The sequence below is a fragment of the Staphylococcus debuckii genome (assembly GCF_003718735.1).
GTDB classification, from domain to species: domain Bacteria; phylum Bacillota; class Bacilli; order Staphylococcales; family Staphylococcaceae; genus Staphylococcus; species Staphylococcus debuckii.
In genome coordinates this window covers 834718-854802 of record NZ_CP033460.1, presented here as the reverse complement: position 1 = coordinate 854802, position 20085 = coordinate 834718, and the positions used below count along the sequence as shown (strand labels likewise).

The window sequence follows — 20085 nt, the reverse complement described above, 5'->3', positions numbered from 1 at the left end:
ATTCCTAATAATCTACACATTAAGATATTTTGCAATTTATTTTTTATATACCCAATTGAATTGTTATTTTCATAGTTTTCATTAACTAATCATAACATTTTCCAATGATATATACATCATTTTGCGAGGAAATGAGTCGATATTAATCTGAATTTAATATTCACTTTATCAATATAGATGTGCAACAAGTATTTTCATGCACAGGGTGTACAGATGATTAACTTCCGAAAGATTGTTATAATGAAATTCATATCATTATCTCCTAAAAAAATAATGGACCTATACGTTTCTCGCATAGGCCCAATACTAAAGGGAGTCAAAATTTCACCTTCGCATGTATATTATGGGGTATACTGTTTTTAATTAAGAGATGTTTAATTAATTTCCGAAGGTACTTTCATTATAACTTTTCTGTATTTGTTTTAAATACTTCTATTAAGATTTTATTGACATATTAATGGCTAAACATTGAATAATCAATGAATATTTAGAATGAATATTGTCTATATAAGAAATGAAGTAGAACTACGTATATTAAAAAAGAGGTGGCTAAAATGAAAGAGTATTTAATCACAGGTGGTACAGGTTTAGTAGGTAGTCATTTAGTAGATGCTATCTATAATACTGATTCGCATATTACTATTCTCACTCGACAAGATCGTCATAGCTTAGACAATAAGATTACTTATGTTAATTGGAATAAAGATGGATGGGAAGACAAAGTACCTAATCATATCGATATTGTAATCAATCTCGCTGGTGCTTCATTAAATAATCGTTGGACTGAAGATTATAAACGTACTCTAATGTTGAGCCGCATTCGTTCGACTCAAGCACTTTACGAATTATTCGAGCATAAGAATACGCATCCGTCTGTCTTATTTAACGCAAGTGCTGTGGGTTATTATCGACCTGATTTCCATAGAACTTATACAGAACTTTCTAAATGCGATCCTCATGATTTTCTTTCAGATATTACTTATCAATGGGAGCGATTTGCACGTAAATTTGAAAAATTAGGTACAAGAGTCGTAATTGGACGATTCGGCATGATTCTTTCAGATGAAGGCGGCGCCCTTCCTACTATGGAACTTCCATACAGATTTTACTTTGGAGGCAAATTAGGCACAGGCTTCCAATGGTATTCTTGGATTCACATCACTGACTTAACACGTGCTATTCTATTTTTAATTCACGATTCAAATGCTGAGGGTGTATTCAACCTCACTGCTCCTGTCTCTGAAAGACAAAATCTTTTCGGATATACACTGGCTAGAGAAATGCACAAACCTCATGAAACATGGGCGCCTAGTTTAGTCTTGAGATTAGTGTTAGGTCAACGTGCTACAATCATCTTAGATACACAAAAAGCAATTCCGAATCGCTTGCAAGCACGAGGATTCGATTTTGCTTATCCAAATTTAAAAGCTGCACTAGATAATTTAGTGCACGAATAATCAACTACTCATTTAAAGTAGTATTTAATTAAGAAATTCCTGACTGATGAATGTCAGCCACGTGGTTAGAACGAAGGTGGATTTGTGGATAAGAACGACATTTTAACTCAATCATTATTAGCAATTGCTGGTATTCTTTTAATATGTATCGGAAGTTTCGCCATGACGACCCAAGCTCCATCAATCTTTATTGCTATCTTGTACCTCTTAGTAGGTATCGTAATATTGGTGAGCGTACTGATGAAATATTTGAAAAGAAACCGCAATAAACATTAAGCAAACGAAACAAGGGCGGAGACAACATTTTGTCTCCGCCCTTGTTTCGTTCTTATATCAGTATATTATTTTTCTGGTTGCATTACTTCATCAATTAGACCGTATTCTTTAGCTTCATCTGCTGTTAAGAAATTATCACGATCTGTATCTTTTTCAATTTGTTCGATTGATTGACCAGTACGTTCAGCTAAAATTTTATTCAATTTAGCACGTGTTTTTAAGATATGAGTAGCAGCGATTTCAATTTCAGTTGCTTGACCTTGCGCGCCGCCTAGTGGTTGGTGAATCATAACTTCAGCGTTTGGTAACGCGAAACGTTTGCCTTTTGCACCAGCTGCTAGTAAGAATGAACCCATTGAAGCGGCCATACCGATGCAGATTGTTTGTACATCTGGTTTAATATGTTGAATTGTGTCATAAATTGCAAATCCAGCTGTTACGCTGCCGCCTGGTGAGTTGATATATAAATAAATGTCTTTCTCAGCATCTTGAGCTTGTAAGAATAACAATTGTGATACGATTGAGTTTGCTACGTTATCATCAATCGCTGAACCTAACATGATAATACGGTCTTTTAATAATCTTGAATAGATGTCATAAGCGCGTTCTCCGCGATTAGTTGTTTCAATTACTGTAGGAATTAAATTCATTACATTTCCTCCTTGTACTTTTATGAATTAACTATATTTTAACCTAAAAGTCAAAAATGGTCAAAAATTATACTCACTTTTTATTTCTTTCTCCATATTGACCCTATAGTCGGTTAAAGGTACACTATTAATTGTCTGTTAATATTTACCCCTCGTAGTGTAATGGATAACACGTAAGATTCCGGTTCTTAAAATGGGGGTTCGATTCCCTCCGAGGGGGTTCAATAACTAATATTCATTAATACTTATTAACCAGAAACGCTGATAGATTATTCAGCGTTTCTTTTATTTGCAGAAATTCACCTTAAGATTTTCATACTTTTGACACTTTATAATCATTTCAATTTGCACCTTTTTGCTTAATTTATCACTTTTTATATTATTTTTTCAATTTAAACTTTGCTAATAGTTAGAATTATGTTAAAGTTTATATATTTGAAAGGTTTCAACATTAGATAATATTCAGAAATTTTAGTAAATATTGTTTCTTGATTTTTCGGGAGGTTCAAATGAAAAAAGTAATATTAGTATCAGGTTTAATGTTGTTCTCGCTATTTTTCGGGGCCGGCAACTTGATATTTCCACCAATGTTAGGTTATACCGCACAGGGGAATATGTGGGCTGGTATGACTGGATTTGCAATTACCGGTATTTTAATGCCATACATAACAGTTATCGTCATCGCCTATTATGACGGCGGTGTAGAATTTATAGGTAATCGTGTTCATCCAAAGTTTGGATTTATTTTTGCAGTCTGTATTTATTTATCTATTGGAGCGCTTTATGGCATTCCGCGTGCTGCAAATGTCGCATATGAAATCGGCGCTAAATCTATTATTCCTGTCCATAACACTTGGACATTAGTCGGGTTTTCGCTGGTATTCTTTATAATAGTAGGATTAATTGCTTTATATCCTAATAGAATGGTAGATAATTTAGGAAAAGTTCTGACTCCAGCATTATTACTAGTTATTGGAGCACTTTGTGTAGCGGCTATTATTCACCCAGAAGGCAAAGTCGGCGAACCACAAGGTAAATACGCTCAAGCGCCATTAGTTTCAGGTATCTTAGAAGGTTATTACACAATGGATTTAGTGGCTGCACTCGCCTTCTCAGTTGTTATTGTACAAAGTTTCAAACTAGCGGGCATTTCAGATAGTAAGAAGATTGTTAAAAATGTGATTTTAGCAGGTTTGATTTCAGCTGTTTTATTAACGATCATTTACTTTTCACTTGCCTATCTTGGTATCACTACAAGCAAGCCAGGATTTAAAAATGGTGCGAGTATCCTAACTTATAACTCAGTCAGATTATTTGGAGCTTTCGGCAATATATTATTTGGGGTTATCGTTATTCTAGCATGTTTAACGACATGTATCGGACTCGTCAACGCAAGCTCAGCATTTGGAATGAAGAAATTTCCTAAAATTTCATATAAAACCTATGTTATTGTTTTTTCACTAGTCGGATTCTTAATTTCAACTTTAGGGTTAAATATGATTTTGCAAATTGCTGTACCATTACTCACATTTATTTATCCAATTTCTATTGTGTTAGTATTAATTTCGTTAATTGCTATTGTGATACCTACACATTTAAAAGTTGCATATATACTGCCAACTATTTCAACATTGATTATCTCAGTACTTGAGATTTTTAATACTTTTAAATTAATTAAGCCTTTAAACAGTTTATATCAAGCATTGCCTTTGTCTGGACAAGGATTAGCTTGGTTATATCCATTCTTAGTATTAACATTTATCGGTATTATTATCGACTTTATGAGAAATCGAAATAATAAACCATCACATCGTACTGAAGCACAGAAAGTTTAAATAATCGAATATAATTTTAATCTCGTCATGAAGCCGATGGAATTGATCTCTATTTCCATCGGTTTTATATTTTTTCTACTGATTTTTCACAATATTTTTATATTGAGCAAACCCGTTTTAATTTAAGTTTCATGTGTTAAAATTAAAATTGCATTTTAAAGATGATGGGAGTAGACAGAAATTATGTCCAATTCCCTGTTTGTGCTCGATGACATATTGCCATCTTTTGAGCATTTTGCATAAGTAATGGGACGTGTTGAAACATTTGTCCCTATTTCTTTATGTAAATTTTGAAATTCCTATTAAACAATTTTCCTTCATATTAATTATTTAAAGAAAGGTAGGTTTGTAATGGAGCAAAAGTTTAATTACAACTTAATCACCACTGTGTTCTTTATAACAGGTATTGCAGTTATGTGCAGCCTTTATTCTGCTATCCCCTTGATGCCTGTTATCGGTAAAGAACTTCATTTAAGTGAGAGTGCAACTACTCTGATTGGTGTCGTATTCTCTATTTCTTATTCAGTCAGCTGCATGTTCTATGGAATTATTTCAGATAAGTTCGGTAAGAAAAAAGTGATTCTTATTGGTTTATGCGGGTTAACTTTAACTACACTTGCAATTGGATTTATTCATAATTTCATCTTGCTTTTAGTAGTAAGAGTTTTACAAGGTATGGCTGCAGCCAGCTTCTCGCCTGTATCACTCACATATGTTACTGAAGTGTTCCCAATCAAAAAACGTGTTACTGCAATCAGTTTTATTAGTACAAGTTTCATGTTATCCGGTGTTATCGGACAGAACTTAAGTGATATTATCGCTGCACATATGAGCTGGCGTATTGTCTACTTTATTTTAACAGTCGTTTATATTCTATTAGCTATTTGGATCTTACGTACTATTCCTAAAAGTCCATATCATACACCAGATACAAAATTCTCTGTGTTCTTCAAAAATATGCGACACATCTTTGATAATAAAGGTATTGTGTTATGTTTCTTTGTATCACTCACAATCCTCACTTCATTTGTTTCAATGTATACCATATTGAATGAATTTTTAACATCTAAAGCAATTCACGCAGATTTAACTATGATTTCAACTATTAAATTATTTGGTTTAATCGGTATGGTGCTTGCGCTATTAGCAGGACGTGCTAGTGATTTCATCGGCGTTAAAAAGGTATTGCTTATTGCATTGCGCACAAGCGGCATTTCAATTATCTTAATGGGACTTACTCATAACATAGTTCTTATTACTACATTCAGTGTTACGTTTATCGCTGGAATTGCATTCGCCGTCCCATCTGTTATTTCACAAATCGGTTTATTAACAGATAAAGATAAAGGATTCTACCTTTCAATCAACACATTCATGCTGTTTATTGGAACAGCAATCGCTCCGATTCTATCTTTAAGATTATTAGAATTACCTTCATTCACAATGATGTTTGTGGTTCTATCCATCGTTAACTTTATCGGTTTAGCTATTGCATCCTTCATTCCTAAATCACAATTTGTTGAATAAAACGTGAGATAAAAATGGCTGAGACATTGATTTGTCTCAGCCATTTTTTACATATCGATATGTTCGCCGCTTCGAATTTTATCTGCCAGCTCATTCAACTTGCGTAAACGATGATTGACGCCTGATTTCGAAATCGTACCAGTAGAGACCATCTCACCTAATTCTTTGAGGGACACATCTTGATTGTCTACACGTAACTTGGCAATTTCTCTCAAGCGATCTGGTAAATTTTCTATTCCAATCTCTTGGTCAATCAGTTGAATGCTTTCAACTTGGCGCATGGCAGCACTTACTGTTTTATTTAAATTTGCTGTTTCACAGTTGACTAACCGGTTAACAGAGTTGCGCATATCACGCACAATGCGTACATCTTCAAATTTCAGCATTGCTTGATAGCCTCCTATCAAACTCAAGAAATCCGAGATTTTTTCCGCTTCCTTCAAATAAACGATACTGCCTTTCTTTCGTTCGAGATGTTTAGCATTCAAATCATATTCATTCATTAATTCAGTTAATCCTTCTGAATGATTCTCATATAAAGAAAAGATTTCTAAATGATAAGATGAAGTTTCAGGATTATTTACAGACCCACCCGCTAAAAAGGCACCTCTGAGATAACTGCGCTTCATATCATCATCTTGAATCATTTCTGGTGCAATCGCATGGGTAAAAACGCCATCTTTCAATATTCCTAACTCATCCAAAATTTCTTTAGATTTTACCTTTGTACGACAAATATAGATATTATTTTTCTTTAATTTCATTTTCTTACGAACAAGGATTTCTACCTCAATATTAAAAACTTTTTTGATTAAAGAATAGATACGTCTTGCAGTTGTAGCATTTTCAGTTTGTACATTAATCACAAATTGCTGATTAGATAAACTGAGCGCTCCATTCATACGTATCAAGGCGCTTAATTCAGCCCGCGCATTTTTTTCATCGACATCTATTCTTGTTAATTCGTTTTTCATGTCTGATGCAAAACTCATGCTGCGCCATTCCTTTCTTTACTTTTTTCTTTTTTTAGGTTTAAACGGAATTGTGCTTGTCAGATCTAGAGCTAAATCATAAATCATCCGAGCAAGACGCTTAGTATTATGTCTCACTCGATTCTTCTCTGAAATATGCACTAAATCAGGATCAGTTAACGGTATAATGCCTTCCGCTTCAATATCTTCTTTGTGATATTTAACAGGTTCTGCACATTCTTTACGATAATTTTCTAAGATTTGATTGCTATAATCTTCATTTTCACAACAAATAACATAATCGATAAAGTTAGCACCCATATGTCGATTTAATGCATGCACATGATCCATAACATCAAAGGCATCTGTTTCTCCGTGCTGTGTCATTACGTTAGACACATATACTTTAGGAGCACCACTTTGTTGAATAGCGTCCCCGATACCTGGAACACACAAATTCGAAAGTACACTTGTATAAAGTGAACCTGGTCCTAAAACAATTAAATCCGCATGCTCTAAGGCATCAATCGCCTCTTCCATCGGCTGTACATCAGCAGGTTCAATAAATACACGTTTAATCTTCTTTTGACGTTTAGGAATATTAGATTCACCGCAGACGATTTCTCCATCTTCCATTTCAGCATTTAAACGAATACTGGAATTAGTAGAAGGAATCACACGTCCTTTGATATTTAATATTTTACTAAGTTCTTTTACTGCATGACCAAAGTCATCTGTAATATTAGTCATTGCTGCAATAAGCAGATTACCTAACGAATGCCCTTCTACTTGATTATCTTGGAAGCGATATTGGAACAATTCTTTCAAAGTCGGTTCTGTATCACTTAAAGCTGCAATAACGTTTCTGATATCTCCAGGGGCCGGAATATCCATTTCATTACGTATTTTACCCGTACTGCCGCCGTCATCCGCCACAGTCACAATAGCAGTAATGTCAATCGGATAATCTTTCAAACCACGTGCCAAGACTGAGAGTCCTGTACCGCCCCCAATTAATACGATTTTAACTTTTTTCATTCTTCTCGCCACTTTCAATATGCGCATCTCTGTGGTGAACATACACATTGTAGTCATAACTTTCATTTAAATCTTCAGCAAGACGTTTCGCTAAGGCAACCGAACGATGTTGTCCACCCGTACATCCTATTGCAATCACCAGCTGTGTCTTGCCCTCTTTCTTGTATCCCGGAATCATAAATTTCAATAAATCCAACAACTTATCATAAAAGATAGCCGTCTCTTGCCATTTCATAACATATTGATAGACTGCGTCGTCTACGCCTGTCAAAGGTCGCAATTCTTTTACGTAAAATGGATTAGGTAAAAAACGCACGTCAAATACTAAGTCTGCATCTTGTTGAATACCATGTTTAAAACCAAAGCTTGTCACACTAATACTGAAAGTTTCAATATTATCTCGATTGAATAATTCATCTATTTGTGCACGTAACTCTTTAGGTTTTAGAGCTGTTGTATCAATGACAAAGTTTGCAAAACTGCGGATTTCTGATAGAGATTGTCTTTCTTCTTGAATCGCATCTATTAATGAACGTTGACCATTGTCATTTAACGGATGCGCACGACGGGTTTCTTTATATCTAGAAATTAGCTTGGATTCACTCGCTTCCACAAACATAACATCTACAATAACATGGTTCTGACTGCGAAGTAAGTCTACTTCTTTAACTAAGGATTTGAAAAATTCTTGCCCGCGTAAGTCGATTGCAATTGCTACTTTTTGCAGTGACGGATTCCCTTGTTCCATTAATTCTACAAACTTAGGAAGTAGAATAGGCGGTAAATTATCCACACAAAAGTATCCTAAATCTTCTAAGCTTTGCAGCACCACAGACTTCCCTGCGCCTGACATACCGGTAACTACTAATAATTCACTTTTATTTACGACTTCATTTTCTTCATGTTGCATTTTGCCACCATCCTGTTTAAATTCGCTCATAATATCCTCATTATATTCAATACTATCACATTCGCTTCATGGATTGGCATTGCAAATGCAGAATATGTAAAAAGGTTTGAATAATACACAGAAAATTTACATTCGTGCAATATTCAAACCTTGTTCGTTTTTATTATGCTTCTGTTTCTAATTTATCTTTAACTTCTTCGATATAAGCTTGAGAATTTTGTGCAGCAATACTACCATCGCCTGTAGCAGTTACAATTTGTCTTAAACCTTTTTCACGTACGTCACCGGCAGCATAAATACCTGGAAGTTTAGTTTCCATTTCATCGTTCGTCACGATATAGCCTGCATCATTCGTGATACCTAAGTCTTTAAATGGTGCAGTCAATGGTTTCATGCCAATATATACGAACACACCATCTGCTGACAATGTTTCTTCTTTGCCGTCCACAGTAGATTGCAATGTCACTGAACCAACTTTGCCGTTTTCTTCGTTAATAGAAGCTAACGTATGGTTCCAGATAAAGTCCATTTTTTCATTTTTGAAGGCACGATCTTGTAAGATTTTTTGAGCACGCAATTTATCTCTGCGGTGAACTACCGTCACGCTATCTGCAAATTTAGTCAAGAATGCACCTTCTTCGACAGCAGAGTCGCCGCCACCAATTACGAATAATTTTTTACCTTTGAAGAATGCACCGTCACAGACTGCACAATAACTTACTCCGCGTCCACCTAATTCTTCCTCACCAGGTACGCCGATTTTTTTGTATTCTGCGCCTGTTGTAATGATAACAGCATATGCAGTTACGGATTTATCTCCGTAAAAGATTTCTTTGATATCACCTTTATCTTCAATACGTTTAATATCACCATATTGGTAAACTGCACCGAATTTTTGTGCATGATCAAACATTTTTGTAGATAAATCAGGTCCTGAAATGGATTCGAAACCTGGGAAGTTTTCTACATCTTCTGTATTTGCCATTTGTCCGCCGGGTACACCGCGTTCTATCATGAGTGTTTTTAAATCTGCACGAGAAGCATAGACGGCTGCAGTCATTCCTGCTGGACCTGCGCCGATAATTACAACATCATAATCCGGTTGTTGATTAGCCATTAATATTGCCTCCTATCTTCATATCATCATGTATTATATTATATCGTTCTCTTTAAATATAACGATTTGCTCAAAGTATGCCATAAGCAAATCGTTATCTCCTACTTTATTTCTAAACCTCTAACAGAATATTAATTGCTTTATTTAAACCGTAAGTCGAAATATCAAACCACTCTGCAGCTTGTTTCTTAGTTACCTTTTGTTCAGTTTGTCTGAAAAATAAATAGACAAATGCTGCGACATAACCTTCAACTTGCTCTAAATCATAGCCGCTTGCAATCAAACCTTCTGCACGATCAATCCAAGCAATAAATAAATTATGGTAATGACGTAATGTTTCATGCTCATATAATGCTAACATGCCGCGGTGAATAAAATCTAACTTTACCAATTTCAATCCTTTAATGAGATAAGTGAGGTACAGCTTTTCATATTCATCCATCGTTTCTAATACTGCCCAAACTTCCTCCGTAATCAGCAGTTCTTTTCCTTTAACTTGATTTAATAGAAAGATACCGTAAATACGGGCATGGTTATCTTCACTCGTTAATAAAGGCAAAATATTAGATTGGAAGAAATTATCATTTTCAGAAATCACCCAAGGAGGATAACCGGGACTGCTCTTAGTTATTTCTTGCAGCTTATTCCAAAAGTAAATACTCTGTTCTTTATTTCCTAGGAAATAATAGTTATAACTTAAAGCGTGAAAGAGCTGTATAGAAATAAATTTCCCTTTCTTGTATAAAGGGAAGAGCAGTTTCTGAGAAGCTTCATATTTTTTTAAATAACTAAGGACAATACCTAATTTAAAGGTTTCATCTTCATTCATAGGCACGACTTTAGATAATAATTGCAGATAACTAGGGTAAGCTTTATTTTTCGTATTATAGAGCAACAATGTATAGTGGCATAATGCATGAACGTCAGTTTGATTTTCTTTTAAGAGCTGTTTCAACATCGTTCGCGCTTGATCGTAATCACCTAAATACAAATAACTCATAGCTAAGAGATTGCGAATGCTGTGATGTGCGCGAATCTTCATATCTTGTCTCAACACATAATCTCTGGCATCTTCTAATCTGCCTTGTGAAAAAAGATGCTGGAAAATCATTTGAACCGCAAAGGCTTGGCTTTCCTTTTCTAATTTATCCAAATCATCATAAACCACTTCAAACATTTCTTCTAATTCAGAACGATAATCTTCATCTTCCGCTTCTAATACATAATTCATTCCAAAGCAAAAGGCTTTATTTGGATCGTTCAATGTGATGTAAAGCTGGCTTAATTGGAAAAACGCATCTGCCAGATGCTCTCCTTTAGCTATATAATCATAATAACGCTCTGCCACGTTGCTGCCTTGGCCTATTTCTTTCAATGCTTGGGTATAATCAACGAGCAATTCAAAGTCAGAAGGTGACAATTCAAGGGCTTTTTGATAATACTCTGCTGCTTTATGATAATCTTTTTGTTTCATTTTAGATTCTGCAATTCTTTTGAAAAAAGCAGCATCTCTTTGCATCGGTATGACATTTTTATGTTGATTTTGTGCCATGGATTGTCCCTCCTTTCTAACTATAAACGTATTTGCATAGGATTTCCGAATGCTAATGCATTATCCGGAATATCTTTACTCACAACTGTACCTGCACCTACACGCACATTATTTCCTATAGTTACACCAGCCAAGATAGTTGAGTTAGCGCCTATCAAAGTATTATTGCCGATTACAACTTCTCCAATACGATATTCTGAAACTAGAAACTCGTGTGTCAATATTGTTGTATTATAGCCTATTACGCAATTTTCACCAATCTGAATTAATTCTGGATATAATACATCCGGCATAACTTTATAAGCGAACGCTGTTTTCTTACCGATTTTCATGCCTAAACAAGCACGATATACCCATAGTTTTAAAGACAACACTGGGATAAACCGCGCAATTTCAATTAACAATGTTTGTCTGAACACTTTAGAAAAGTTGATTATTTTATACATGCGCCATAAAGGGTTAGTATGAGGAAAATGATTAACAATCTTTTTATACTGTCTCAAGTCATCACTCTTTTCTATTTAGGCCAAGGTAATGCCTTAGTATCTTTGTATTGTGGAGGTTGAAACTTAATACGGCGATAAATAATCATGCCGATACTAATAACTATCAAGAGAATGGATACGAGTTGCGCTACACGGATGTTGCTTGTCAACATTAAGCTGTCTGTACGTAAACCTTCTACAAAGAATCTTCCGATAGAATACCAGATTAAGTAAACAAAGAATGTTTCTCCAATACGTAAATGCTTGCGTAAAAATAACAATAGTGCAAATCCAATTACATCCCAAATTGACTCATATAGAAATGTAGGTTGGTAATATTTACCATCAATGTGCATATTATTAATAATAAATTCAGGGATATGCATATTTTCTAAAAAGGCTTTAGACACTGGCCCGCCATGTGCTTCGTGGTTCATAAAGTTGCCCCAGCGTCCAATGCCTTGCGCTAAAATAATACTTGGCGCAATAATATCTCCGATTTGCAAAGGATGGTGATTATTACGTTTACAAATAATTACCCCGGTAATAAATCCACCTATCAAACCACCATGAATTGCAATGCCTCCATGCCAAATCATCGGAATTTCAGCTGGATTGGCCGCATAATAAGGCCATTGAAAAATAACAAAGTAAATTCGCGCTGAAATAAATCCAAAGATGGCACTCCAAAAGATAATATCTATTAAAGCGTCTTTATGTAATCCTATTCTTTTAGCACCCTCTTGTGCAATAAAGTAACCTAATAAAATACCGGCTGCGATAATGATTCCGTACCAGCGCACTTCTACCGGACCTAGGTGAAAGGCTATAGGATCAATGTAAGCCAAATTCGACATCATCACTCGTTCTCCTCTTTATGTTCATTTTTGCGTAGAATTTCAGCATTTAATCGCTCATTAAACTCTTCAGCTGTATTAATTCCCATTATATTCAAGCGGTAATTCATCGCCGCAACTTCAATAATAACAGCCACGTTTCTGCCTGGCCGTACAGGAATCGTTTTTTTCGTGATTTCAGTTTCTAGAATACGCAATGTCTCCTCATTTAAACCGACACGGTCATAGAGTTTATCTTTATCCCAATTTTCCAAATTGATATTCAAACCGATTTTTTTCTCGGTTAAAATAGAACCTGCGCCGAATAAAGTCATTACATTAATAATTCCTAACCCGCGAATTTCTAATAAATGTTCGATTAGTTTTGGCGGTTTACCAATTAATTCATCTTTCGTGATTTCACGAATTTCCACATTATCATCTGCTACTAGACGGTGACCGCGTTTAACGAGTTCTAAAGCAGTTTCACTTTTACCAATACCAGAATCTCCTGTAATAAGCACGCCCACACCATAAACATCGACAAGTACGCCGTGCAATGATGTCGTCTTAGCCAATTCATGCTCTAAATAGGTTGTCAGACGGCTCATTAAGCTGGTTGTAGGATCTTTAGAAGTAAGCAATGGTGTACCTAGTTCTTTTGCTGCAGTCACTAGTTCTTCAGGAGGCTCAATATCACGGGTTACTATAATTGCCGGTGTATCTGGACGACATAATTTACGTAATCTGCCGTGACGTTCTTTATCAGGAAGCAGATTATAAAAAGAAAGCTCAGTAGTGCCTAATAATTGAATACGATCTGATGCATAATGAGAGAAATAACCTGCCATTTCTAAACCTGGTCGAGAAATATCTGTATTATGTATTGGACGATCCAATCCCTCTTCACCTGCAACGAGTTGCAACTTGAATTTATTAACTAACGCTCTTGCAGTTAACATAATTTCACCTCAATCCTCAATTTCCTTTATTTCTTCTTATCTCTATCATATCAAAAAAGATTGTGTTTAAGTTATTGGTTTAACGATTATTACTTGATACATTCTATCATTTTTTGACAATGTTCAAAAATTTATTCACTTTCCTTGTTGGAAAATATTTTATGTATAAGAAAAAGAGCGGAAAGATGAAATAATAATACTTCAAATTATTTCGTCTTTCCGCTCCGATAGTATTTTCTTATTTTGTTGCTTCAGCTTTATCCCGCTCTAAAACTTTTTTCAAATATTTGCCTGTATAAGAATCCGGCGTTTCTGCAATTTCTTCCGGCGTGCCGGTCGCAACTATTGTACCGCCGCCATCGCCGCCTTCAGGTCCTAAATCAATGATATAGTCCGCTGTCTTAATGACGTCTAAGTTATGTTCAATAATAACTACAGTGTCGCCGTTTTCTACAATACGATTCAACACTTTCAATAAACGGCTGATATCATCAACATGCAAACCTGTTGTCGGCTCATCTAATATATAAATAGAACGTCCAGTAGAACGTTTGTGCAGTTCAGATGCAAGTTTGACACGTTGTGCTTCACCGCCAGATAAAGTCGTTGCTGGCTGTCCTAATTTAACATAGCCCAAACCAACATCTACTAAAGTTTGTAATTTACGTTTGATTTTAGGTATATTTTCAAAGAAATGAGTCGCTTCTTCTGCAGTCATATCTAATACATCTGCAATGTTTTTACCTTTGTATGTGACTTCTAAAGTTTCGCGGTTGTAACGTTTACCTCCGCATACTTCACAAGGTACATAGACATCAGGCAAAAAGTGCATTTCTATTTTAATAATACCGTCACCTTTACAAGCTTCGCAACGGCCGCCTTTAACATTAAAGCTGAAACGTCCTTTTTGATACCCGCGAATCTTCGCTTCATTCGTTTGTGCAAATACATCGCGAATATCATCGAATACACCTGTGTAAGTAGCTGGATTTGAACGTGGTGTTCTACCAATTGGAGATTGGTCAATATCAATCACTTTATCCAATTGATCGATACCTTCAATTTCATCTACTTTGCCAGGTCTTACTTTAGATTTATTGATTTTTTGCGCAAGTGTTTTATACAGCACTTCATTTACTAAAGAACTTTTCCCTGAGCCCGATACTCCTGTAACGACAGTCATAGTAGAGAGCGGAAAATCGACATTGACATCTTTCAAGTTATTGCTATTAGCGCCTCTGACTTTCAATCTGCGCTCTGTAGCTGGACATCTGTATTCTGGTACTTCAATACGTTTCTTGCCGCTCAAATATTGACCAGTTAAGGATTTCTTGTTACGCATCACTTGTTTTGGAGTACCGCTAGCCACAATTTCGCCACCATGTTCTCCGGCACCTGGCCCTACGTCTACTAGGTAATCCGCTTCTCTCATCGTATCATCATCGTGTTCAACTACAATGAGTGTATTACCTAAATCGCGCATTTCTTTCAACGTTTCAATTAAACGATCATTATCACGTTGATGCAGACCAATAGACGGCTCATCCAACACATAGAGTACACCTGACAATCTGGAACCGATTTGAGTAGCTAAGCGAATTCGTTGTGCCTCACCACCAGAAAGTGTGCCTGAGGAACGATTCAACGTTAAATAATCCAACCCGACATTATTTAAGAAATACAATCTGGAAATGATTTCTTTCAAAATTAAATCTGCAATTTTTCGATCTTGCTCTGACAAATCGATGTTTTCAAAGAAATCTAAAGCCTCTTTAATTGAATACTCTACTACTTCTCCAATATTCAAACCTGCCACATAAACAGATAACGCTTCTTTACTTAAACGTTTTCCATGACAAGTTTCACAAGGGAGCTCAGTCATATATTTACGCATCACTTCGCGTACATATTCAGAAGGCGATTCATGAAAGCGTCTTTCAATATTTGGAATAACACCTTCAAACGGCATAGTACGTGTACGTTTTTGTCCATTTCGCGATTCAAAAGTAAATTTAATTTCTTTATCTTTTGAACCATGTAAGATGATATTCTTTTGACGATCAGTCAACTTTTTGAAAGGTTTGTCCATATTAATTTTATACACTTCGCATACGCGTTTTAAAAGTGTTGGATAAAAATCTGAACTCTTAGGTTCCCAAGGTACAATAGCACCTTCTGCTAATGATTTATTCGGATCAGGCACAATTAAATCAACATCTGCTGTTAATTTTTGACCTAAACCATCACAATCAGGACAAGCACCGAATGGACTGTTGAAACTAAACATACGGGGTTCTAGTTCACCGATACTGAATCCGCAAATTGGACAAGCATGATTTTCAGAGAACTTCAATTCGTCTCCATCAATAATATCAACAGTTAAGTTACCATCTGCGAGTTCTAAAGCTGTTTCAATTGAGTCAGCTAGTCTGCCCTCAATTCCATCCTTAACTACTAAGCGATCGACAACTACTTCTATCGTATGGTTTTTATTTTTGTCTAACTCCGGCACATCATTAATATCTAATATTTCACCATCTACACGTACACGCACGTAACCTTTTTTACTGATATCTTGTAATAGCTTTTCATGTGAACCTTTACGGTGGTTAACCACCGGAGCCATTAATTGAATTTTAGTGCGTTCTTCTAATTCTAATGTACGGTCTACCATTTGTTGAACCGTTTGTGATTCTATTTCAATTCCATGTTCAGGACAATATGCTTTTCCTACTCTTGCATACAGCAAACGAATATAATCATATATTTCTGTTACAGTTGCTACTGTTGAACGTGGGTTTTTACTGGTAGTTTTTTGATCAATTGAAATTGCTGGCGACAATCCTTCAATTGTATCTACATCTGGTTTATCCATTTGTCCCAAGAATTGACGCGCATATGCACTTAGCGATTCGACATAACGGCGCTGCCCTTCAGCATAGATGGTATCGAACGCTAAGGAAGACTTACCAGAACCTGATAAGCCTGTCATCACAATCAATTTATTCTTCGGTAACTCTACATCTACATTTTTTAAGTTGTGCGCTCTGGCACCTTTTACAACTATGGATGGTTCTTTCATCTAGATATCACCCTTCTGCCTTTAATTCAAATAACATATCTCTTAATTCTGTTGCTCTTTCGAAGTCTAAATCTTTCGCTGCTTTTTTCATTTCTTTTTCTATATTGGCAATTGTTTTTTCTCGTTCTTTTTTCGTTAATTTTTTAGGAACTACTTTTTGTTCTTTTTCATTTTCTTCATCTGTCTCTACTGTTGCGCTGATAACATCATGAATTTTCTTATGAATCGTTTGCGGCGTAATACCATGTTCTTCATTATATTCATTTTGAATCTTACGACGACGTTCTGTTTCATCTATTGCATATTGCATAGAGTCCGTCACTTTATCAGCGTACATAATTACTTCACCATGTTCATTACGGGCAGCACGGCCAATAGTTTGTACGAGTGAACGTTCAGAGCGTAAAAAACCTTCTTTATCAGCGTCTAAAATTACTACAAGAGAAACCTCTGGTATATCGATACCCTCTCTTAACAAGTTGATACCTACGACCGCATCATAAGTTCCCATACGCAAGTCTCTTATGATTTCGATACGCTCTAAAGTTTTAATTTCAGAATGCAGATAGTTTACTTTAATACCCGCTTCTTTAAGATATGTCGTTAAGTCCTCACTCATTTTCTTCGTCAATGTAGTGATTAATACACGTTCATTTTTTTCTACTCTATCTTGAATTTCACTTAATAAATCATCAATTTGATTTTTAGTAGGTCTGACTTCAATTTTAGGGTCTAACAAGCCAGTAGGTCGAATAATTTGTTCAGTCATTTTATCTGTATGTTCTAATTCATAAGGTCCAGGTGTAGCTGAAACATAAACCAATTGTTTGGTTTTTTCTTCAAATTCTTCGAAAGTTAAAGGTCTGTTATCGATTGCACTCGGCAAACGGAAACCATGGTCAACTAACACTTGTTTACGTGCTCTGTCTCCGTTATACATTCCTCTGATTTGCGGTAAAGTTACATGAGACTCATCAATCATTACCAACCAATCATCACCGAAGTAATCAAGTAACGTGTATGGTGTGGAACCGATTGGGCGTAAAGTTAGATGAACAGAATAGTTTTCAATTCCTGAACAAAAGCCCATTTCTCTCATCATTTCCAAATCATAATTGGTTCTTTGTTCCAGTCTTTGAGCTTCTAATAATTTATTTTCAGAACGTAATTCTTTTAGACGTTCTTCTAGTTCTTTTTCAATTCTTTCAATCGCTAATTTCAGCTTTTCATCACGTGTGACATAGTGAGATGCTGGGAAAATTGAGAAGTGTTCACGTTGTCTTAATACTTCTCCAGTTAAGTAATTCACTTCGCTGATACGATCAATTTCATCTCCGAAAAATTCTACACGGATACATATTTCTTCACGTGAAGCTGGGAAGACTTCAACTACATCTCCGCGAACTCTGAAGGTACCACGTTTAAAATCAATATCATTTCTGGTATATTGAATGTCCACTAAGTCTCTCAAAAACTGACTGCGGTCCATCTCCATGCCTTCTCTGATGTTTACTACTAAGTCACTATATTCTTCCGGATTCCCTAACCCAAAAATACAGCTGACGCTAGCAACAATAATTACATCATCACGTTCAAATAAAGAACTTGTTGCGGAATGTCGTAATTGGTCGATTTCGTCATTGATCGTTGCATCCTTTTCAATAAATGTATCAGTTGAAGGGACATAAGCTTCTGGTTGATAATAATCATAAAAGCTGACGAAATATTCTACTCTATTTTCTGGAAACAGCTCTTTAAATTCATTGTATAATTGACCGGCAAGTGTCTTGTTATGTGCGATAACAAGTGTCGGTTTACCTACTTCTTTAATCACATTGCTCATTGTAAAAGTTTTACCTGTCCCTGTCGCACCTAACAATGTTTGATGACGTTTGCCCGCTTTAATACCCTCTGTAAGCTCTTTAATCGCTGTAGGCTGGTCACCTTGAGGTTCATAACCAGAGACAATTTTAAATGGATGGTGTTCCATGCAATTAACAATCTCCTTTTATTTATATTCACATAATCATATTCAATCTTTATATCAATGTACTAAAACACAAATCGGCTGAGACATCCTCATTGCCTCAACCTCCTACTCAGACGAGCAGACATTGTTATCTCTTCAGTCCGCACTGTCCGTTTGTACATTTAATTCAACCCTATTTGCTAATCTATATATTCTCATTTTGGCTTTATCTCAAACTTTTTGTATCATAAACTATTTTAACAGATTCATCCGAAAAAATACAAACATCTGTTCGTAAGGTAAAAAGTTTTTTTAAGACGAAAAAAGCACTTGCCTCAAAAGTGACAAGTACTGAAATATATTATCTTATATCATTCTTTTTAACGATCTTCATCTTCGTGCTGTTTGTGGAGATTCAATTGATCAACAATCACAAATCCCGCTAACAACGATACTACATCTATAAAAATAATCCATTCATTATGGAAGAATCCTTTATAAATTGAACCGCCAATCAGCGTTAATGTTACAATTGCACCTACCCATTTATTTTTAGTAATTACGCTGAATAATACAACTAAAACACAAGGGAAAAACGAAGCACAAAGATACCAAACGAGAACCATAAGTTGTCACCCATCTCTTTTATTTAAAATCGACATTGTTAATTCTCGCAATTCCGATCGTGGAATGAAGTTTTCTGTCAACATTTCCGGAATTACATTATCGATAAAGTCTTGTACCGATACTAAATGATCAAACTGCATAATTGTTTCTAAAGACATCTCATAAATTTCGAAGAACAAATCATCCGGATTTCTCTTTTGTATTTCACCAAATGTTTCATAAAGCAAATCGATTTTATCAGCTACCGCCAATATTTGTCCCTCTAAAGAATCATCTTTACCTTCTTGCAGCCTTTCTCTATAAACATCTTGGTATTCAGGAGGAAACTCTTCCCTGATAAAGTTATCGACCATTTCCTCTTCAACTTGTGAGAACAACACTTTTAAATCACGGCTTGCATATTTTACAGGTGTCTTGATGTCGCCTGTAAATACTTCTGCAAAGTCATGATTCAAAGCCTTTTCATATAAATTTTTCCAGTTAATTTCATTACCGTGCGCTTCCTCTACTGTACCTAAGTATTGAGCAATCTTAGTAACTTTGAAAGAATGCGCAGCTACATTATGTTCAAAATATTTAAATTTTCCAGGCAAGCGTATTAGCTTTTCTAGATCTGATAGTCTTTTAAAATATTGATGTACACCCATATCCAGCTCACCCCTTGTCTATTTAATGAGTTATTATACTCGAAAAGTTGACATTCTTGCAAGAACTTTGAAAATACAATTTGACTTTTTTACATTCGTTTGTCTTTTACCCTTTCAAGCTAGATTCAATATCACTTTTTTTAA

General features: G+C 35.5%; 17 protein-coding genes and 1 tRNA gene. 5 read left to right on the top strand and 13 right to left on the bottom strand.

What is annotated here, in order from left to right:
- Nucleotides 1-554: 554 nt before the first annotated feature.
- Both CNQ82_RS03795 and CNQ82_RS03790 read left to right on the top strand, forming a co-directional pair.
- Entirely contained in the window at nt 555-1457 is a 903-nt protein-coding gene (locus tag CNQ82_RS03795; RefSeq protein WP_123144157.1) for a TIGR01777 family oxidoreductase, read from the top strand.
- Nucleotides 1458-1541: 84 nt separating this feature from the next.
- A complete protein-coding gene (locus CNQ82_RS03790; protein WP_123144156.1) occupies nt 1542-1733 on the top strand; it encodes a hypothetical protein in 192 nt (63 codons plus the stop codon).
- A gap of 65 nt (nt 1734-1798) precedes the next feature.
- On the opposite strand, the gene clpP is transcribed toward CNQ82_RS03790, so the two are convergent.
- Complete coding sequence (gene clpP / locus CNQ82_RS03785) at nt 1799-2383, bottom strand: ATP-dependent Clp endopeptidase proteolytic subunit ClpP (protein ID WP_015899677.1); 585 nt, start codon at nt 2381-2383, stop codon at nt 1799-1801.
- 148 nt (nt 2384-2531) lie between these two features.
- Here clpP and CNQ82_RS03780 point away from each other — a divergent pair.
- The 3 genes from CNQ82_RS03780 to CNQ82_RS03770 all read left to right on the top strand — a co-directional run bounded on the left by CNQ82_RS03780 (nt 2532) and on the right by CNQ82_RS03770 (nt 5745).
- Nucleotides 2532-2603 (top strand) — tRNA-Arg (locus CNQ82_RS03780).
- Between the two features lie 289 nt (nt 2604-2892).
- Nucleotides 2893-4218, top strand: a complete 1326-nt coding sequence (brnQ, locus tag CNQ82_RS03775; protein WP_123144155.1) for a branched-chain amino acid transport system II carrier protein — start codon at nt 2893-2895, stop codon at nt 4216-4218.
- 351 nt (nt 4219-4569) lie between these two features.
- Nucleotides 4570-5745, top strand: coding sequence for an MFS transporter (locus CNQ82_RS03770; protein WP_123144154.1), 1176 nt, complete (start codon nt 4570-4572; stop codon nt 5743-5745).
- 47 nt (nt 5746-5792) lie between these two features.
- Here CNQ82_RS03770 and whiA read toward each other — a convergent pair whose 3' ends face one another.
- The 12 genes from whiA to CNQ82_RS03710 all read right to left on the bottom strand — a co-directional run bounded on the left by whiA (nt 5793) and on the right by CNQ82_RS03710 (nt 19941).
- A complete protein-coding gene (gene whiA, locus CNQ82_RS03765) occupies nt 5793-6737 on the bottom strand; it encodes a DNA-binding protein WhiA (protein WP_123144153.1) in 945 nt (314 codons plus the stop codon).
- A gap of 18 nt (nt 6738-6755) precedes the next feature.
- Complete coding sequence (locus CNQ82_RS03760; RefSeq protein ID WP_123144152.1) at nt 6756-7754, bottom strand: gluconeogenesis factor YvcK family protein; 999 nt, start codon at nt 7752-7754, stop codon at nt 6756-6758.
- Nucleotides 7741-8664, bottom strand: a complete 924-nt coding sequence (rapZ, locus tag CNQ82_RS03755) for an RNase adapter RapZ (protein ID WP_123145639.1) — start codon at nt 8662-8664, stop codon at nt 7741-7743. The genes CNQ82_RS03760 and rapZ overlap by 14 nt, the downstream gene beginning before the upstream one ends.
- Nucleotides 8665-8827: 163 nt before the next feature.
- Nucleotides 8828-9781, bottom strand: a complete 954-nt coding sequence (trxB, locus tag CNQ82_RS03750; RefSeq protein ID WP_123144151.1) for a thioredoxin-disulfide reductase — start codon at nt 9779-9781, stop codon at nt 8828-8830.
- A gap of 112 nt (nt 9782-9893) precedes the next feature.
- Nucleotides 9894-11333, bottom strand: coding sequence for a tetratricopeptide repeat protein (locus tag CNQ82_RS03745; protein WP_123144150.1), 1440 nt, complete (start codon nt 11331-11333; stop codon nt 9894-9896).
- Nucleotides 11334-11353: 20 nt separating this feature from the next.
- Nucleotides 11354-11836, bottom strand: a complete 483-nt coding sequence (locus CNQ82_RS03740) for an acyltransferase (RefSeq protein WP_420876460.1) — start codon at nt 11834-11836, stop codon at nt 11354-11356.
- Nucleotides 11837-11850: 14 nt separating this feature from the next.
- A complete protein-coding gene (gene lgt, locus CNQ82_RS03735) occupies nt 11851-12678 on the bottom strand; it encodes a prolipoprotein diacylglyceryl transferase (RefSeq protein ID WP_123144149.1) in 828 nt (275 codons plus the stop codon).
- The gene (gene hprK, locus CNQ82_RS03730) at nt 12678-13616 is read right to left on the bottom strand and encodes an HPr(Ser) kinase/phosphatase (RefSeq protein WP_123144148.1); all 939 of its coding nucleotides are present in this window, start codon (nt 13614-13616) and stop codon (nt 12678-12680) included. Before hprK ends, lgt begins: the two co-directional genes overlap by 1 nt.
- A gap of 238 nt (nt 13617-13854) precedes the next feature.
- Nucleotides 13855-16698 carry an excinuclease ABC subunit UvrA gene (gene uvrA, locus CNQ82_RS03725; protein WP_123144147.1) on the bottom strand — a complete coding sequence of 948 codons (2844 nt, stop codon included), beginning with the start codon at nt 16696-16698 and terminating at the stop codon, nt 13855-13857.
- A 7-nt stretch (nt 16699-16705) separates the two neighbouring features.
- On the bottom strand, nt 16706-18688 hold the full coding sequence (uvrB, locus tag CNQ82_RS03720) for an excinuclease ABC subunit UvrB (RefSeq protein WP_123144146.1): 1983 nt from the start codon (nt 18686-18688) through the stop codon (nt 16706-16708).
- 359 nt (nt 18689-19047) lie between these two features.
- Nucleotides 19048-19293: a CsbA family protein gene (locus CNQ82_RS03715; RefSeq protein WP_123144145.1), complete on the bottom strand. Its 246-nt coding sequence runs from the start codon at nt 19291-19293 to the stop codon at nt 19048-19050.
- A gap of 6 nt (nt 19294-19299) precedes the next feature.
- Complete coding sequence (locus CNQ82_RS03710) at nt 19300-19941, bottom strand: YfbR-like 5'-deoxynucleotidase (RefSeq protein ID WP_095106481.1); 642 nt, start codon at nt 19939-19941, stop codon at nt 19300-19302.
- Nucleotides 19942-20085: the final 144 nt, after the last annotated feature.